The sequence below is a fragment of the Bifidobacterium magnum genome (assembly GCF_000741255.1).
Taxonomy (GTDB): domain Bacteria; phylum Actinomycetota; class Actinomycetes; order Actinomycetales; family Bifidobacteriaceae; genus Bifidobacterium; species Bifidobacterium magnum.
In genome coordinates, this window is the sequence record NZ_JGZB01000003.1 from 1 (window position 1) to 16,236 (window position 16,236).

The 16,236-nt window shown below is 61.0% G+C and carries 16 protein-coding genes; 11 read left to right on the plus strand and 5 right to left on the minus strand.

The features are described from left to right. The 8 genes from BMAGN_RS02010 to BMAGN_RS02045 form a co-directional block, all read left to right on the plus strand. On the plus strand, window positions 1–384 hold a 384-nt coding region (locus BMAGN_RS02010), incomplete at its 5' end, for an N-acetylmannosamine-6-phosphate 2-epimerase (protein ID WP_034250268.1). 109 nt (window positions 385–493) lie between these two features. Then, window positions 494–1,228, plus strand: coding sequence for an alpha/beta hydrolase (locus tag BMAGN_RS02015; RefSeq protein WP_238548743.1), 735 nt, complete (start codon window positions 494–496; stop codon window positions 1,226–1,228). A 98-nt stretch (window positions 1,229–1,326) separates the two neighbouring features. Continuing rightward, a complete protein-coding gene (locus BMAGN_RS02020; protein ID WP_022859044.1) occupies window positions 1,327–2,115 on the plus strand; it encodes a FadR/GntR family transcriptional regulator in 789 nt (262 codons plus the stop codon). Window positions 2,116–2,280: 165 nt separating this feature from the next. After that, window positions 2,281–2,931 carry an oligoribonuclease gene (gene orn / locus BMAGN_RS02025; RefSeq protein WP_022859045.1) on the plus strand — a complete coding sequence of 217 codons (651 nt, stop codon included), beginning with the start codon at window positions 2,281–2,283 and terminating at the stop codon, window positions 2,929–2,931. Window positions 2,932–2,968: 37 nt separating this feature from the next. Continuing rightward, a complete protein-coding gene (locus BMAGN_RS02030) occupies window positions 2,969–3,817 on the plus strand; it encodes a Cof-type HAD-IIB family hydrolase (RefSeq protein ID WP_022859046.1) in 849 nt (282 codons plus the stop codon). 81 nt (window positions 3,818–3,898) lie between these two features. Next, on the plus strand, window positions 3,899–5,323 hold the full coding sequence (locus tag BMAGN_RS02035) for a PIF1 family DEAD/DEAH box helicase (protein WP_022859047.1): 1,425 nt from the start codon (window positions 3,899–3,901) through the stop codon (window positions 5,321–5,323). A 90-nt stretch (window positions 5,324–5,413) separates the two neighbouring features. Next, a complete protein-coding gene (locus BMAGN_RS02040; RefSeq protein WP_022859048.1) occupies window positions 5,414–5,839 on the plus strand; it encodes a hypothetical protein in 426 nt (141 codons plus the stop codon). Window positions 5,840–5,935: 96 nt separating this feature from the next. Further along, window positions 5,936–7,753: a proline--tRNA ligase gene (locus tag BMAGN_RS02045; RefSeq protein ID WP_081640837.1), complete on the plus strand. Its 1,818-nt coding sequence runs from the start codon at window positions 5,936–5,938 to the stop codon at window positions 7,751–7,753. Between the two features lie 111 nt (window positions 7,754–7,864). Here BMAGN_RS02045 and dtd read toward each other — a convergent pair whose 3' ends face one another. The 3 genes from dtd to BMAGN_RS02060 are packed head-to-tail and all read right to left on the minus strand — an operon-like array spanning window position 7,865 to window position 10,444. Then, on the minus strand, window positions 7,865–8,326 hold the full coding sequence (gene dtd / locus BMAGN_RS02050; RefSeq protein WP_022859050.1) for a D-aminoacyl-tRNA deacylase: 462 nt from the start codon (window positions 8,324–8,326) through the stop codon (window positions 7,865–7,867). A 2-nt stretch (window positions 8,327–8,328) separates the two neighbouring features. Then, window positions 8,329–8,844 carry an NUDIX hydrolase gene (locus tag BMAGN_RS02055; protein WP_022859051.1) on the minus strand — a complete coding sequence of 172 codons (516 nt, stop codon included), beginning with the start codon at window positions 8,842–8,844 and terminating at the stop codon, window positions 8,329–8,331. 1 nt (window position 8,845) lies between these two features. Then, on the minus strand, window positions 8,846–10,444 hold the full coding sequence (locus tag BMAGN_RS02060) for an aminopeptidase P family protein (RefSeq protein WP_022859052.1): 1,599 nt from the start codon (window positions 10,442–10,444) through the stop codon (window positions 8,846–8,848). Window positions 10,445–10,725: 281 nt separating this feature from the next. On the opposite strand from BMAGN_RS02060, the gene BMAGN_RS02065 reads away from it, so the two are divergent. Next, window positions 10,726–12,306: a bifunctional folylpolyglutamate synthase/dihydrofolate synthase gene (locus tag BMAGN_RS02065; RefSeq protein ID WP_026501825.1), complete on the plus strand. Its 1,581-nt coding sequence runs from the start codon at window positions 10,726–10,728 to the stop codon at window positions 12,304–12,306. Here BMAGN_RS02065 and BMAGN_RS02070 read toward each other — a convergent pair whose 3' ends face one another. Then, a complete protein-coding gene (locus BMAGN_RS02070; protein WP_022859054.1) occupies window positions 12,307–13,410 on the minus strand; it encodes a lipid II:glycine glycyltransferase FemX in 1,104 nt (367 codons plus the stop codon). A 67-nt stretch (window positions 13,411–13,477) separates the two neighbouring features. Beyond that, window positions 13,478–15,001, minus strand: coding sequence for a UDP-N-acetylmuramoyl-L-alanyl-D-glutamate--2,6-diaminopimelate ligase (locus BMAGN_RS02075; protein WP_022859055.1), 1,524 nt, complete (start codon window positions 14,999–15,001; stop codon window positions 13,478–13,480). Window positions 15,002–15,128: 127 nt separating this feature from the next. Between BMAGN_RS02075 and BMAGN_RS02080 the strand changes: the two genes are divergently transcribed. Further along, window positions 15,129–15,743: a sigma-70 family RNA polymerase sigma factor gene (locus BMAGN_RS02080; protein ID WP_034250317.1), complete on the plus strand. Its 615-nt coding sequence runs from the start codon at window positions 15,129–15,131 to the stop codon at window positions 15,741–15,743. Continuing rightward, window positions 15,740–16,117, plus strand: a complete 378-nt coding sequence (locus BMAGN_RS02085) for a hypothetical protein (RefSeq protein WP_022859057.1) — start codon at window positions 15,740–15,742, stop codon at window positions 16,115–16,117. Before BMAGN_RS02080 ends, BMAGN_RS02085 begins: the two co-directional genes overlap by 4 nt. Window positions 16,118–16,236: the final 119 nt, after the last annotated feature.

The window sequence follows — 16,236 nt, forward strand, 5'->3', positions numbered from 1 at the left end:
GACGCCACGCGCCGCCCTCGGCCCGACGGCCGCAGCTATGCCGAGACTGTGTGCGCGTTGCACGACGACGGCACGCTCGTCATGGCCGACTGTGGCAGCCTCGCCGACGCCGAGCAGGCCGTCGAGGCCGGCTCCGACCTCATCTCCACGACGCTGGCGGGCTACACGGGTGAGCGTGCGAAAACCGACGGACCCGATCTAGAGCTGCTGTACGCCATGCTTGAACGGTTTCCGGACGTGCCGGTGATTTGCGAGGGTCGCATTCACACGCCTACCCAGCTGCGCGAGGTGATGGATGCTGGCGCGTGGGCTGCTGTTGTGGGCACCGCCATCACGCACCCCACCTCGATCACCGGCTGGTTCACGGCCGCGTTGCCCGCCTGAGGAGGTCGCGATGCGCATCCTGCATGTTCCGCTGGAGTCACTGGACGGTACGGCCGCTGAGCTTGAGTGTCTACTGCTCGACAACACCCCCGAAATCGATGCCGACCGCGTGCGCCCGTGCGTCGTGGTGGTGCCGGGCGGCGGCTACCTAGAGAACTCAGCGCGCGAAGCTGAACCGATCGCCGTCCGCATGCTCTCATATGGATTCCAAGCATGCGTGCTGCATTACTCGACCGCGCCCTCATGCCACCCGGTTGCGCTGGCCGAGCTTGCGCAGGCGGTGGCGCTCGTCCGCGCGCGGGCCGGCGATTGGCACATCGACCCGCGCGCAGTGTTCGTGGCTGGTTTTTCTGCTGGCGGTCACCTAGCCGCGAACTTGGGCGCTGCATGGGACGGCCCGATGTTGGCGTCTTTCGGATTCGACGCCCAAACCATCCGCCCCGATGGCCTCATGCTGGGCTACCCGGTGATTAGTGCTGGATCCTTCGCACATACTCCGAGCTTCAAGCGGCTGCTCGGCGAGCGCGCGGATGACGACGCTGCACGTGCCGCTGTGTCCATCGAGCGGCTCGTAACGGATGCCTTCCCGCCCACGTTCCTGTTTCACACGATGACCGATGCGACGGTGCCCGTGGAGAACTCGATCCTGCTGCTGCAGGCACTGCGCTGCGCCGGCGTGCCGGTTGAAGCGCATTTCTTCCCTACTGGGCGGCACGGCGTGAGCTTGGGCACCGAGGAGTCGCGCTATGCGGACGGCACGGGCGTGGAACCCTGCGTACAGGTGTGGCCCAACCTGTTCCGCGACTGGGTGAGGCGCCGTCTCACCACGCCCTGTATCCCATAAACATAAGATGTCTGATAACATAAGGCGAAAGGCGATGAAGAAATAGTGACACCCGCGCGTGTCCCGAGCCTTCCACTGACCACTAGAAGGAGGATCCCATGCGATCCCGCACGTTCGACGATATCCAGACGCTCATCGCGTCGCTCGCGGCCGTGCAGCCGTCCAACGAGCCGAGCCTCGTCCTGAGCGGCGCCAACCGCTGCGACGCGGCCATGGACGCCATCAAGTCCTACATCATCCGCTCGGGGCTGGGTTCCGGCGACCCGTTGCCCAACGAGGCGACGCTGTGCGAGGAACTGGGGGTGTCGCGCTCCTCAGTGCGTGAGGCCGTGCGCAAACTCGAGGCCCTCGATATCGTGCGCGTGGAACATGGCAAGGGCATGTTTGTGGGCAACCTCTCGCTCGAGCCAATGGTCGAGACGCTGAGCTTCCGGGCTATGGTCGGCGGCGTATCCGACATGTCGGAGTTGCGCGACGTCATCCAAGTGCGCAAGATCTTGGACTTGGGCGTGGCCGAACAGGTCTTGGACACCATGGAAGGTACCGTCCAACCGCGCCTGCTTGACCTGTCCGACGAGATGGTCGCGTCTGCTCGTAACCACGAGACCTTCCTCAAAGCGGATATCGAGTTCCATTCGATCATGCACCGTGCCTCGCACAACATGGTCCTTTCCCAGCTTGCTGACAGCCTATGGCTGGTACACATGGCCATCCTGCCGCAAATCGGCCTTGAGGTCAGCGAGGACCTAGAGCGCAGCGCGATGTCCCACCGCTCCATGGTGGAGGCGGCCGTTGCTGGCGATCTCGAGGGCTACCGTGAGGCTGTCATCGACCACTACCGTCCCATCGAGGCGATCGTGGACCAGTACCTAGCCGCTAACCGCTAGACGAGCCTTCCTTCACCGTCACCGCCAATCCCTGCCGAAGTCACCAATCCCGGATTTTATAGTTCAACACAACAGGTCGCCTCTTTCTAGCCGCGTACTTATGCTGGCCGACCATGCGCGTAACGTACAGTAAGGAATATAGACGCACGCCGAAAGAGGGGAACGATGGTAGACATTCATGATGATCTGACCTATTCAGCTAAGCAGTCGCGGCTTATCTGGATCGACTGCGAAATGACGGGACTCGACATTTTCCACGACGAACTGTGCGAAGTGTCCGTGGTGCCGACCGATTTCGAACTCAACGTACTGGACGAAGGCATCGATTTCGTAATCAAGCCGAGCCAGGCCGCCGTCGACCACATGAACGATTTCGTACGCGCCATGCACACGCGCTCGGGACTGATCAACGAATGGGAAAACGGCCTGTCCGTGGAGGAAGCGGAACGCAAGGTTATCGAGTACGTCAAGCAGTTCACTCCCGAAGGCGTTAAGCCCTTGCTCGCCGGCAACTCCATCGGATCGGACAAGAAGTTCCTCGACCGCTTCATGCCGGGCCTCATGGAACACCTGCACTACCGCGTCATCGACGTGAGCACGCTCAAGGAACTCGCGCGCCGCTGGTACCCGGCCGTATATGAGAACCGTCCGGCCAAGAACGGCGGCCACCGCGCACTCGCCGACATTATCGAGTCGCTGGACGAGCTGCGCTACTACCGCGCCGCGTTCATGGCGCCGGAACCCGGACCGGACGCCGCCGAATCCGCGCGCCTCGCCGAACAAATCGAGCGCACGAGCATCATGAACCGCGACTAATACGCACCCGCAACAGACAACGAAGAGGAACCTATCTATGGCACAGGAATGGACGCAGATCACCGAACCGCAAGACATCCGTCTCGTGGTAGCCGATATGGACGGCACGCTGCTTGACGGCGAAAGCAAGCTTCCCGCAAGCTTCTGGGACATGCTCAAGAAACTTGACGAACGCGGCATCCCGTTCGTGCCGGCCTCCGGCAGGCAGTTCCAGACGCTGGAAGACATGTTCGGCGACCATAGCGAAACCATGAGCTTCATCGCGGAAAACGGCAATGTGGTCAGCTACAAGGGCGACATCATCGAGGTGCACGGCGTGGGCAAAGACATCACACGCACTACGATCGACGCCGTGGAACATGCCGTGGAACAAGGCAAGTACAATATCGGCCTCGTCATCTGCGGACTGCATAGCGCCTACATTCAGCGCATTGACCAGCCGTTCGTCGACGAATGCAAGAAGTACTACCACAGCTTGACCGAAGTGGAAGACCTGCACGACGTGCTCGCGCTCGAGGACGAGACGTTCCTCAAGCTCGCCATTTTCGACTTCAGCGACGCCGAAGCGATGGCGCGCGACCTGCTCGTCCCGATCGTCCATTCCCCGTACACCTACACCGTCTCGGGTGCGCACTGGGTGGACATCATGAATGAGAAAACCGACAAGGCCCAAGGCGTGGTCGCGCTGCAAAAGGCGTTGCACGTCACTCCAGAGCAGACAGCCGTGTTCGGCGACTACCTCAACGACGCCGGCATGCTCAAGGAAGCCAAGTTCTCGTTCGCCATGGCCAACGGCCACGACGGCGTGAAGGAAGCGGCCAACTACATTGCGCCGGCCAACACCGAAGAAGGCGTCATGAAGGTGATCGACGCGATCGTGGCATAATAGCCAGTCGACCGCCCGACGCCGCCACATAGCGCGCCGGGCATTCGCCGCAGCCGTGGCATACCGAGGATAAGGAGACCCATGCAGCAATCGGAGGCGCTCGCCATTGTCAACGCCGGAGCCAACGTGTTTTTGACGGGCGCCGCCGGCGCGGGCAAAACCTATGTGCTCAACCAATGCATAGAAGAGGCGCGCGCCGCCGGCAAGTCCGTGGCCGTCACGGCTTCCACGGGCATCGCGGCCACGCATGTGGACGGCCAGACGATCCACTCATGGAGCGGCGTGGGCGTGGCCAATGTGATCACCGACAAGCTGCTCAAGCAGATCCGTACGCGCCGGCGCAAGAAAATCCAGGCCGCCGACGTGCTCGTGATCGACGAAGTCTCCATGATCCACGCATGGCTGTTCGACATGGTAGACCAGGTATGCCGCGCCATCCGCAGGGACGAGCGCCCGTTCGGCGGATTGCAGGTGATCATATCGGGAGACTTCTTCCAGCTGCCGCCCGTAAGCACCTCGAACCGCAACCGTGACCTGTTGCCGCCTTCGCCCGAATTTGTGGCGTCGCGCGAGCTGTATGCGGAGGCGGGCAAGAATCCTGAAGGGTTCATTACCGAGTCGCTGGTCTGGGACGAGTTGGATCCCGTCATCTGCTACCTGACCGAACAGCACCGCCAGGACGACGGCAAGCTGCTTGGTGTGCTCGACCATATTCGCGGGGGAGCGGTAACCGACGACGACCGCAATATTCTCGTGACGCGCCTGGGACTCGAGCCCGAAGAAGGCAAGCAGTCCGTGCATTTATTCCCCGTCAACCGCGCCGCCGACAGCCTCAACGACAGCATGCTCGCCCAGCTTGAGGGCGAGGAGCATGTGTTCGAGGCTACGAGCGGCGGCCAGGCCAAACTTGTGCAGCGATTGCTGCGCAACATGCTCGCACCCGAAGAGCTCGTGCTCAAGGAAGGCGCCGTGGTCATGGCGTTGCGCAACGACAGCGAACACCAGTATGTCAACGGCTCGTTGGGCACCGTGGTGGGCTTTGCGAAGAAGTCCAAGGGCGGCTGGCCCATTGTGGAATTCGAGAACGGCAATACGGTGACGATGAAGCGCGCCGACTGGGACATGATGGACGGAGAGGAAGTGTTGGCTTACGTTTCGCAGGTTCCGTTGCGTTGCGCGTGGGCCATTACGATCCACAAATCGCAAGGCATGACGTTGGATTCGGCCGTCATGGACTTGCGCCGCACCTTCGGCCCGGGCATGGGATATGTAGCTTTGAGCCGTGTGGAGAGTCTTGACGGCCTGTATTTGCAGGGCGTCAACAACCGCATGTTCGCAGTCTCTCCCGACGCCATTGCGTTGGATGGACTGTTGCGTGCGAAATCCGAGGAGGCCGTGGAACGGTTGAAGACGGAAGGTGCGGAGTCCTTCGGTCCGGGAGGCGCCGGAAACGGTGCCAGCGACGTTTCACTGGAAGATGAGTTTTCCTTGGGCGCGCTGTTCTAAAGTGAACTGTTCTACTCTGAACTAAGTGACACGGAACGCGGCGACGCCGTGTATGGAACGTATTTGGAACTTGCATAGAAAGAGAATGACATGGCAAGCAAGAAGTCCCTTGTGGTTTCGACCATAGGCATTTTGGTACTGTTTATTGGATTTTTGTTGTATGGATCCGCCCAGAACGTGCACTGGGGTTCGCTCAAGCTTTCCGATGTGCTCACGATTATCGGCGGCCTGCTGTTCATTGTGCCGTTCTATGCGGTGTCCGTGGCGATGAAGAAGCGCAATCATGTGCCGAACAACTGGATTTGGGAAGGCCTGCCCGTGGTCGGCATGATCCTCGTGGTTGTAGGCATCCTGATCCCCAACAGCGTGGGTCTGTTCCCGCTGCTGAGCCTGCCGGACATCATGTATTTGATCGGCTGCATCCTTATGCTGCTGATTTTCGTGTACCCTCCGCAGACCGTCAACGAGGAGATCCTCGAGGAAGACGCCAAGGAGATGGCCGACAACGACAAGTGACGGATTCGGCATATGGAGACGGCCCGGACAGTGCGGCAATGCGCGCGTCCGGGCCGCCTTTATAAGTTGTCCCACAAGATGAATAATTTTGAGCGTATGAGTAAAGCACTTCGCATGTCTTCCATGTTTCTTCGTACGCTGCGTGAGGATCCGGCCGACGCAGACGTCGATTCCGACAAATTGCTTCAGCGCGCCGGATATTTGCGCAAAACCGCTCCGGGCATCTGGACGTGGCTGCCGCTGGGCCTGACCGTATTGAACAAGATCGAAGCCGTGATCCGTGAAGAGATCAACGGCATCGGCGCCCAGGAAGTCCACTTCTCCGGCCTGCAGCCGCGCGAGCCGTATGAGGCCACGCACCGCTGGGAAGAGTACGGCGAGGGAATGTTCAAGCTCAAGGACCGCCACCAGAACGACTTCCTGCTCGCTCCGACGCACGAAGAGATGTTCACGCTGCTGGTCAAGGACATGTACTCTTCGTACAAGGACCTGCCAGTAACGCTCTACCAGATCCAGACCAAGTACCGCGACGAGGCCCGTCCGCGCGCCGGCCTGATCCGCGGCCGCGAGTTCATCATGAAGGACGCCTACTCGTTCACGGTGGACGAAGAAGGCATGAAGCGCTGCTATATGGAAGAGCGCGCCGCCTACGAGCGCATCTTCAAGCGCCTGAACCTCGACTACATTCCGGTATTCGCCATGTCCGGCCCCATGGGCGGATCCGCTTCCGAAGAGTTCCTGGCACCGATGGCCATTGGTGAGGACACCTTCGCACTCGCGCCTTCCGGCAAAGCCTGGAACGTCGAGGCCCTGACCACGCCGAAGGCCGAGGAAATCGACTGCAGCACCACGCCGGCCGCCGAAAAGCGCGAAACGCCGGACGCCGAATCCATCGCCAACATGGTGGAGCGCGCCAACGGCATGTACCCGCGCGAGGACGGCCGCATGTGGGAAGCCGAGGACATCCTCAAGAACGTAGTGATCGCCATCAAGCACCCTGAAGACGACGACCATGACGAACCATGGCGCGAACTCATTGTGGTGGGCGTGCCCGGCGACCGTGAAGTGGACATGAAGCGCCTCGAAGCGCAGTTCGCCCCGGCCGAGCTCGACGAAGCCACCGAAGAGGAACTCGCCAGCCATCCCGAACTCGTGCGCGGCTACATCGGCCCGATGGCGCTCGGTCCGCAGGCCCGCGTGGAAAGCTCCACCATTGAAGAGCCGCTGCGTTACTTCGTGGACGCCCACATTCCGGTCGGCTCCGCATGGTTCACGGGCGCCGACGAAGCTGGCGTGGACTACTACAACCTCGTGTATGGCCGTGATTTCGAGGCCGACGCCGTGGTGGAAGCCGTGGCCGTGCGCGACGGCGACATGAGCCCCGACGGTTCCGGCCCGCTGAGCTTCGAGCGCGGCGTGGAAATCGGCCAGGTGTTCCAGCTTGGCTTGAAGTACTCCAAGGCCCTCGACCTCAAGGTTCTCAACCAGAACGGCAAGACCGTCCCCGTGTGGATGGGCTGCTACGGCATCGGCGTCAGCCGCGTGCTGGCGTGCATCGCCGAAACGCACCACGACGAGCGCGGCCTGGCTTGGCCGGCCCTGATCGCTCCGGCCAGCGTGCACGTGATCGCCACGGGCAAGAACGAGGAAGTCTTCGAGAAGGCCGAGAAGCTTGTCGCCGAACTTGAGGCGCGCGGCCTCGAGGTCATTTACGACGACCGCAAGAAGGTGTCCCCGGGCGTGAAGTTCAAGGACGCCGAGCTCATCGGCGTGCCGCTTGTGGCCGTGGTCGGCCGCGACACGATGAACGACGGCACGATCGAAGTGCGCGACCGCGACGGCTCCAACTCCGAGGCCGTGCCGGAGGAAGGCGCCGCACAGGTGATTGCCGACCGCTTCAACGCGATGCTGTGATCAGTGATGTGCGGTCTTGTGACCGCCTCACCGGCATATAACGCAAAAGGGCTCGCATCCGTATGGGTGCGAGCCCTTTGCTATAGGTGCCATGGCGATTGGCGCCGGAATTCAGACTCCCAGCGTTTCCGTGTCGAACAGGATCGTGACGGGGCCGTCATTGACGAGCGACACCTTCATGTTGGAGCCGAACCGGCCTTCCTTGACCGTGATGCCGTAGGTGCGCAGCCGTTCGTTGAACGCGAGCCACAGCGCCTTCGCATGGTCGGGGGCGCCCGCTTCCACGAAACTTGGGCGGTTGCCGCGCTTGACGTTGCCGTAGAGCGTGAACTGGGAGATTGACAGGATCGATCCGTCCACGTCGGCCAGCGAACGGTTCATTTTGCCCTGTTCGTCCTCGAATACGCGCAAGTTGGCGATTTTGTGGGCGAGCCAGTCGACCTGCTTGTCGGTGTCCGTGTCGGCCACGCCCACAAGCAGCATGTATCCCGTGCCGATGGACTGCGGGACGAAATCCGGTTCGTCGGGAATCGTGACGCCGGCCTTGCTGACCTTTTGCAGTACGATGCGCATCGTTACTCCTCGGTGACGGCGAACAGCGCGCGACGGTCGCCATGCTGGGCGTTGCCCAAGTACTGGCTGACGTAGCGCAGGCGTTCCCCGGTGGTGGCGGCCAGCGGGGAGGGGAGTTCGGTCGGGTCGAACCAGCCTACGCTCAGGCTTTCGTCGTCGCCGACAAACGGTTCGCCGTTGCCGCCGGGGGCGACCTGGCATAGGAACAGGTGGTCCATGTACATCGTCTGGTCACCGTTGGCATAGGTGAGCATCTGGTCGGAAGACTTGACGCACACGAGGTCGGTGGCGATGGCGTCCACACCCGTCTCTTCCTTGACTTCGCGAATGACGGTGTCCGCCGGCTCCTCGCCAGGCTCGTTAATGCCGTAGACCATGGCCCACTGGCCCGTGTCCGCGCGTCGGCCGAGCAGCAGCTTGCCTTCGTCATTGATCACGCATCCCGTCACGCCCATAAGCCACAGCGGGTCATGCCCGATTTTCTCGCGTAGGGCGAGGATGAACTCCGGTGTCGCCATGTCAGTTCTCCTTGGCGCCTTCGGCGGCCATGCGGGCCATCCAGTCTTCCACGTCGGCAACCTGCTTCGGAATGTCGATGGAGATCCATTCCGGGCCGTTTTCGGTCATGAGCGCGTCGTCTTCAATACGGATGCCGATGCCGCGGAACTCCGGCGGGACGAGCAGATCGTCCTCACGGAAGTACAGGCCCGGTTCGATCGTGAACGTCATGCCCGGGCGGATTTCCGCGCCCTGGTAGGACTCGTAGCGGGCCTGCGCGCAATCGTGCACGTCAAGGCCCAGATGGTGTGCGCAGCCGCAAGCGTGCCAACGGCGGTGCTGCTGGCCTTGCGGGGAGAGCGCCTCCTCCACGTCCACAGGCAGGATGCCCCATTCGTGCAGGCGTTCGGCCAGCACGCGCATGCACGCGTGGTGGATGTCCGCATAGGTGGCGCCCGGCTGGGCCGCTTTAAAACCGGCCTGCTGGGAGTCGAGCACGGTCTGGTAGATCATCTTCTGGAAGTCGGTGAACTTGCCGTTGACGGGGAACGTACGCGTGATATCCGCCGTGTACAGGGAATCCACTTCGATGCCCGCGTCAATAAGCAGCAGGTCGCCGGATTCCACGGTACCCGTGTTGCGCATCCAGTGCAGAATCGGCGCATGGGGGCCCGAAGCGATAATCGTGTCGTAACCGACGGCGTTGCCCTCTTCACGCGAAATGGCGTTGAACGCGCCTTCCAGCTTGCGCTCGGAACGCTCCTGACCGATCACGCTCGGAAGCTTGCGCAAAATGTTGTCGAAGCCCTTCTTCGTGGCGGCCACAGCCTTGCGCAGCTCGCCAACCTCGTAGGAGTCCTTGATCATGCGGGCCGTGGACGCGTATTCCTGCAGCTCATCGTCGGCCGCATGGTTGGCGTCCGCATCATCGAAGCCGTGGGATTCACGCACATCGTCCACGAGCTGCGTAAGCGCCTGGTCCGTGTCGCGCAGCACGCGCAGCTGCACGGCGCCTTCGCCCGCGTCCTTGCCCAGCACGTCGGCGAGCAGCGCCAGATCGGCCGTCTCAATGCCCGTCATGGCCTGCATTTCCTTAAGGCCGGCGCGCGGACCGACCCAGTATTCGCCGTAGTGGGCGTCCTTGAAGAAGTCCTGCGTGTAGTGGTTGGCGCGCGGAGCCACGAACAGCTGCGCCGTATGCGTGGCGCCGCTCTTGGCCTCGTCGCTTTGCGGATCCAACGGGTTGAGCACGAGCACGGAACCGGCCTCGAAGTCCTGGCCAAGGCCCGTGTAGTAGCTGAACGCGGAATCGGGACGGAACGGGTAGTCGCAATCGTTGTTGCGCACCTTCGGCTGACCGGCCGGAATTACAATGCGCTCACCCGGGAAACGCTTGCCGAGTGCCTCGAGACGCGCCGGCGTGAACTTGGAAGATTCCAACGCTTCGACTTCCGGCTCGTTGTCGTCCCAGCCCGTGCTCATGAACTGCACGAAGGCTTCGGAACGCGGGCTCAGCGTACGGTTGTTGCCGCGGTCGGCCATGGCCTGGTCAGCGCCGGGGGCATGCGCGGCCTCGTACTCTTCGTATTCCTTGTCTTCCTGCGTAACGACTTCGCTCATTACTCTCTGCTTTCGAAATTGGGGAACAGGTATGGCACCATCCTAATAACGGGCGCGGTCCGCGGCCCGATCCGCGCGCTCGACCGGCGATTCTTAGGGCGAGGCGGCACAGGCGGCCCACACCGCAACAGGCCCGAGGAATACGGCTCCGGCAGCGCCGGTAGGTAACTTAGGTAACAAAGGCCGACGGATTACAATAGGCAACGAACTGACAGCCGGCATTCGCGTACGGTAAGGAACTGCATTTTATGTCTTTAGAACAACCCAATCTTTCCACTCCCATGGCGCAAGTAGAACGCGCCATCATGGCGCGCCCCTCGGAACGCAACACTACAAATCTCGATCTGCGCAGGATGAAGCTTATCCTCGACCTGTTCGGACACCCGGAACACTCGTTCCGCGTGATCCATGTGACGGGCACAAACGGCAAAGGCTCCACGGCGCGCATGGCGGAAGCCATCTGCCGCGCCTACGGCATGCGCACGGGACTGTTCACGTCGCCGCACCTCGAACATATCAACGAGCGCATCGCCATTGACGGCCAGCAGATCAGCGACGACGATTTCGTGGACCTGTGGAACCAGGTCAAGGATCTTGTGGCCATTGTGGACAAGAAGATGGATGAGCTCAATGCGCCGCACATGAGCTTCTTCGAAGTGCTCACGGCCATGGCCATCTGGAAGTTCGCGGACGCTCCCGTGGACGTGGCAGTGGTGGAAGTCGGCATGGGCGGCCGCTGGGACGCGACGAACGTGCTTGACGCGGACGCCGCCGTCATCGGCCCTGTCGACATGGACCACATGCAGTGGCTCGGCAACACGGTCGAACAGATCGCCAACGAAAAGGTCGGCATTATCAAGCCGAACTGCACGGTAGTGGTCGAGCCCCAGCCGCATGAGGAAGCCGTCATGCCGATTATTGAAGAGGCCGCGGCCGAACAGCAGGCCACGCTGGTACGTGACGGCGAGGAAAGCGAAGTGGAAACGCGCATGCCGGCCGTCGGCGGCCAGATTTGCACGTTCCGCACACCCAACGGCACCTACGAGGACATCCCTGTCGCCAAATTCGGTGAACACCAGGCGCACAACGCGCTTGCGGCGCTGTGCGCGGCGGAAGTCGTGATCCCCGTCAACGGCGCGCTCGACGCGGATCTCGTGTCCGAAGCGTTGAGCGGCGTGAAGATTCCGGGACGTATCGAGCAGATCCGCACCTCGCCGACGATTATCATCGACGGCGGCCACAACGTGAACGCGGCGCAGTCGCTGCGCGCGGCCATTGAGGAAAACTACGATTTCACGCAGCTTGTAGGCGTGGTGGCCATGATGAAGGACAAGCAGGTGGAGGAGTATCTCGGCGTGCTTGAACCGATCCTTTCGCAGATCGTGGTGACGCAGAATTCGTGGATGGCCCGTTGCATGCCGGCCGAGCAGCTCGAACAGATCGCGCTCAAGGTGTTTGGCGAGGGCCGTGTCATTTGCGTGCCCGACCTGCCCGACGCGATTCAGACGGCCGTGGACATGGTGGACAGCGAAGACGAACTGGGCGTGGGCTACGGCCATGGCGTGCTCATTTGTGGCAGCTTCATTACGGCCGGCGACGCGCGCATCCTGCTCAAAGAGTCGGTGCACCCGGACCTAAAGCTTACAAAGGAACAGCGTATTCACCAGGCGGCCGTGGACCCGGCCACGCGCGCCGAAGTCAACGGCATCATGGACGAAGCGGAAATCGATTATGAAACGGACGCCGATCCGGACTTTTCCGAAGCCGACGTCTTTACCATGAAATTCGACGATGGCGACGCCGATGGCCCTGAAGAGCCCGGCGCCGCCACCGAAGATGAAGATTTGGACGGATTGGAGTAATCACTCCGCAGTGTTCTGCTGCTTCTTTTCCTTTTCGGAAACGGCGGAACCCCAGTTCTTGTTCGTATGGCCGTCATGCTCGTCCTGCTTGACGGCCTGCTTCTTATGCAGCTTGCCGCGCACGTCCTTCATGAGCACGAGCGTCTTGTACAGGACCTTCTTGATCGGGAAGTCGTAGGCGGCCGCGATCACCTTCGTGTCCTTGGCGAACTTCGTCTTGAAACCGTTCAGGGACTTGAGCGAGGGGGCGAAATCGTTGCCGATGCCCATCAGGTCGAGCTTCGTGCAACCGTCGTGGGCCAGCGCGCAAGCCGCCGTGTACAGCAGCTTGTCGGGCACCATCATGCGGCGCACTTCGGAAAGCATGGACGCGTAGTAGTACACGGCCGTGTTGCCGTTGCGCGTGAACATGGCCCACGAGACGACCTTGCCGTCCACACGGGCGGCGAATACGCGGCAATGGTCCGGTCCGAGCGCGTGAATCATGTCCGAATAGTCGCTCATCGGAGCAGGGTTGAAGCCGTCGCGCTGCGCGGTTTCCACCATAACCGCGTAATATTCGCTAAAGTCCTTGGACGCCTGCTCGGTTTCGTCGGCGATCTCGGCCGGAGACTCGCGCAGCGACTTGCGCACGTCGCGCCGTCCGCGTGACTTCATGCGCGAAAGAATGTCCTCGTCGCTGCCCGTCAGATCAAGCACCACGGTTTCGTTGTAAGGCACCGTGGACAGCACTCGGTACTGGTCGGCGTGGTCGTGGTACCACACGTCAATGCGCAGGAACGCCACATGCTTGTCATGGGAATGCACGAAATTGATGAGCGCCGTGAGCATTTCCTGTTCCTGCTCGTCGGTCGGCTGTTCCTTCCAGACCGGACCGTGCACGGAACGCAGGTAATGGTAGCCGTGCGTTTCCATGTCGATCAGCGACATCACGGCCACCACATTGTCATGGTCGCGCACCAGCAGCATGCCCCACGGCTTGCGTCCCGGAATGCCGGACTGGAAGTCCGCCCACACGCCCGTCTGCTCGATCGGCAGCTCAATGCCCTCGGCCTTGGCGTTCTCTTCCATTGTTGCGGGACTTACCCGCTCAATTACCATCATGTTGTCTCCCACATGTTCTCGTACTGACGTTCAGTGTAATCGCTTGCGCAGCTCGGATCGCATCACACTAGGCGAACAGGCGCTCGATAATACGGTCGTCACCCTCGTAGGGCACATGCTTGTTGTGCGCCTTGATCCAGCGTTCGTTGCCTTTGCCGATCACGAGGATCACCTGCATGCCGTCACGTTCGCGCGCCTCCCGTACTGCCGTTTCAATGGCTTGCGTGCGGTCAAGAATGATGCGCGCGTCGAGTTGCGGGTTCGTGACAAAGCCGAGCATGGCCCGGCAAATATCCTCCACCGATTCCGTATCCGTGTCCTCGTACGTCAAGATCAGGTGGTCGACACGGTTTTGCGCGGCCTCCACGATCTCTTTGCGCCGGTCGACGGCCTTGTTGCCGGCCGATCCCGTCACGAGCGTGATATTGGGGTGGCGCTCGCCGTACCGCTGGTCGATAAAGTCGATAAGCGCGCTTGTGGAAGCGAAATTGTGCGCATAATCCACGATCGCGAGCATGTCGCCGCTGCGGAACTCCTCCATGCGTCCGGCGATACGGACCGTGCTCATGGCGTCGAGAATCGGTTGCGTGACGGGTACGCCGACGGCCTGCGTCAGCGCGACAGCCGCCGCCGCGTTCGCATAATTGAAGTCGCCGTCCAGTGCCAGCGAGCAGGTGCCCAGCGTGACGCCATGCTGCATCAGCGTGAATTCGGTATGCGTATCATTGGCGCACACCGCCGTAATGTCGGCGCCGTCACCGTCCACGGCGAAAGTCGTGACGGGCACGTGGTTGAGCTGCGCGTCCTGTTCAATGAGATCGGCGTGCGCGCAATCCTTGCCAAGCACCAGCGTGTTCGTGTGCTGGACGATCTGGCGCTTGCAATAGAAATAGTCCTCAAAAGTGGGGTGCTCGATGGGGCTGATGTGGTCGGGAGAGATGTTGAGGAATCCGGCCGCGTCGAACTGCAATCCGTAGACGCGGTTGACCTTGTATGCCTGGCTCGACACTTCCATGATGAGATATTGCATGCCGTTGTCGGCCGCCTCACGCATCATGCGGAACGCGTCCAAGGATTCGGGAGTGGTCAGGTCGGACTCGTCATAGGTGACACCGTCTAGGCAGTTGTCCACGGAGGAGAACAGCGCCGCCTTGTTGCCACTGGCGGCATTGAGCATGGCATGGGCCAAATATGCCGTGGTCGTCTTGCCTTTCGTGCCCGTGATGCCGATTACCGTCAGCTCATCCTGCGGATACTCGTAATACGCCGCGGACAGCAGGCTCATGGCCTGCGACGCGTTCGTCACAATAAGGCCCGGAGCCGCCGTATACTGCGAGAAATCCTCGGTCGCCACATACGCCGCCAGTCCCAGCTCGTCGGCGTGCGCCAAATATTCGGGCTTGAACCGGCCCTTGCAAAACAGCAGCGAACCCTGCGTAATTTGCAGGGAATTGTACGTCATATCGGAAAACTCCTCGTCACAGTTGGCGATGGAAGCCGGATTCAACGTCCACGAGTCGCGCGTAATGATCTCGCGCAACAAATGGTGCTCATAGAGAATGGTGGCTGCTGTTTGCAAAGTAAGCGACATGAAAGCTCTCCTTGGCTCGGTAATCTGAAACGGCATTCTACAGTATGCGCATACCGCTGGTAGCTAGTTGCCGTACCGTTCACGCACGGAAAATGTAGAATGGGGAAACGTGACCGATATGCAAACTATGACTACCGACCGGCCTGTGGAATCGCCCGTCAACGAAACGATGGACGAAAAGCGCGCCCGTTTTGAGCAACTGGCGTTGCCAGCAGTAGACGCGCTGTATAGACAGGCCATGAAATTCACGAACAATCCGGAAGACGCCCAGGATTTGGTGCAGGACTTTGAACGCGGGTTCAAGGCGTTCGACTCGTTCCGCATCGGATCCAATTTCGAGGCATGGATGACGACCATCGAAAAGAACGCGTTCTTCAACCAGTACGCCAAAGCGAAACGCCGCCCGCAGCGGGCCAACGGGTCCACGGGGGAATACGACGACTGGGACATTTACGCCGCTTCCGGCCACACTCCCGACGGACTCAAATCCGCAGAACAGGAGTATCTCGAACAATTCGCGCCCGACGAGATCGTCAAGGCGCTCGCCAACTTGTCCGAGGAGCGCAGGCAAGTGTTCATCGACGCCGCCATCGACGGCAAACCCTACAAGCAGATCGCCGAGGAACAGGGCGTGCCGATCGGCACGGTGATGAGCCGGCTGAGCCGCGCACGTACACAATTGAAGAAGGAACTGCGCCAGTTCGCAGCGGAACGCGGCTATGGAAAGGCGGCCACGAAATGATCGACCCTACCAACAACGCCACGGAACAGCCTGACCGTTTCGACCCCAATACCAGCTGCGACGAAATGGAACGCATGATGATTGCGATGATGCGTTCCTACTTGCGCCCAGAATGCGCACCCGAATGCATGTATGAGCGCATCCGCAAAACGCTCGACCAGTGTTGCCACGGCGGACAGAACTGTACGGACACGTCCTCTTCGGACGAATCCCCGCAGAATAACGCCCAGCAGACGGCCGATGCACAGTCGGGGGAGTCCAATCCTTCCGCACGCGCGCAGGTGAGGGCTTACCAGGTGACCACGAACGCGACCTTGTCGGGCAACACGCTTGTCTCGAAAACCACTATCGTGACGCGCCGCACGCAGATCTGAGCTGCGCCGGCCCAACTGGAGCACCCGGCACGGCAATACCGGAACATATAAGAAAAACCCCACGAAAATTCGTGGGGTTTCTATGTATCAATCGGATGAATGAGATACTCGAATTCATC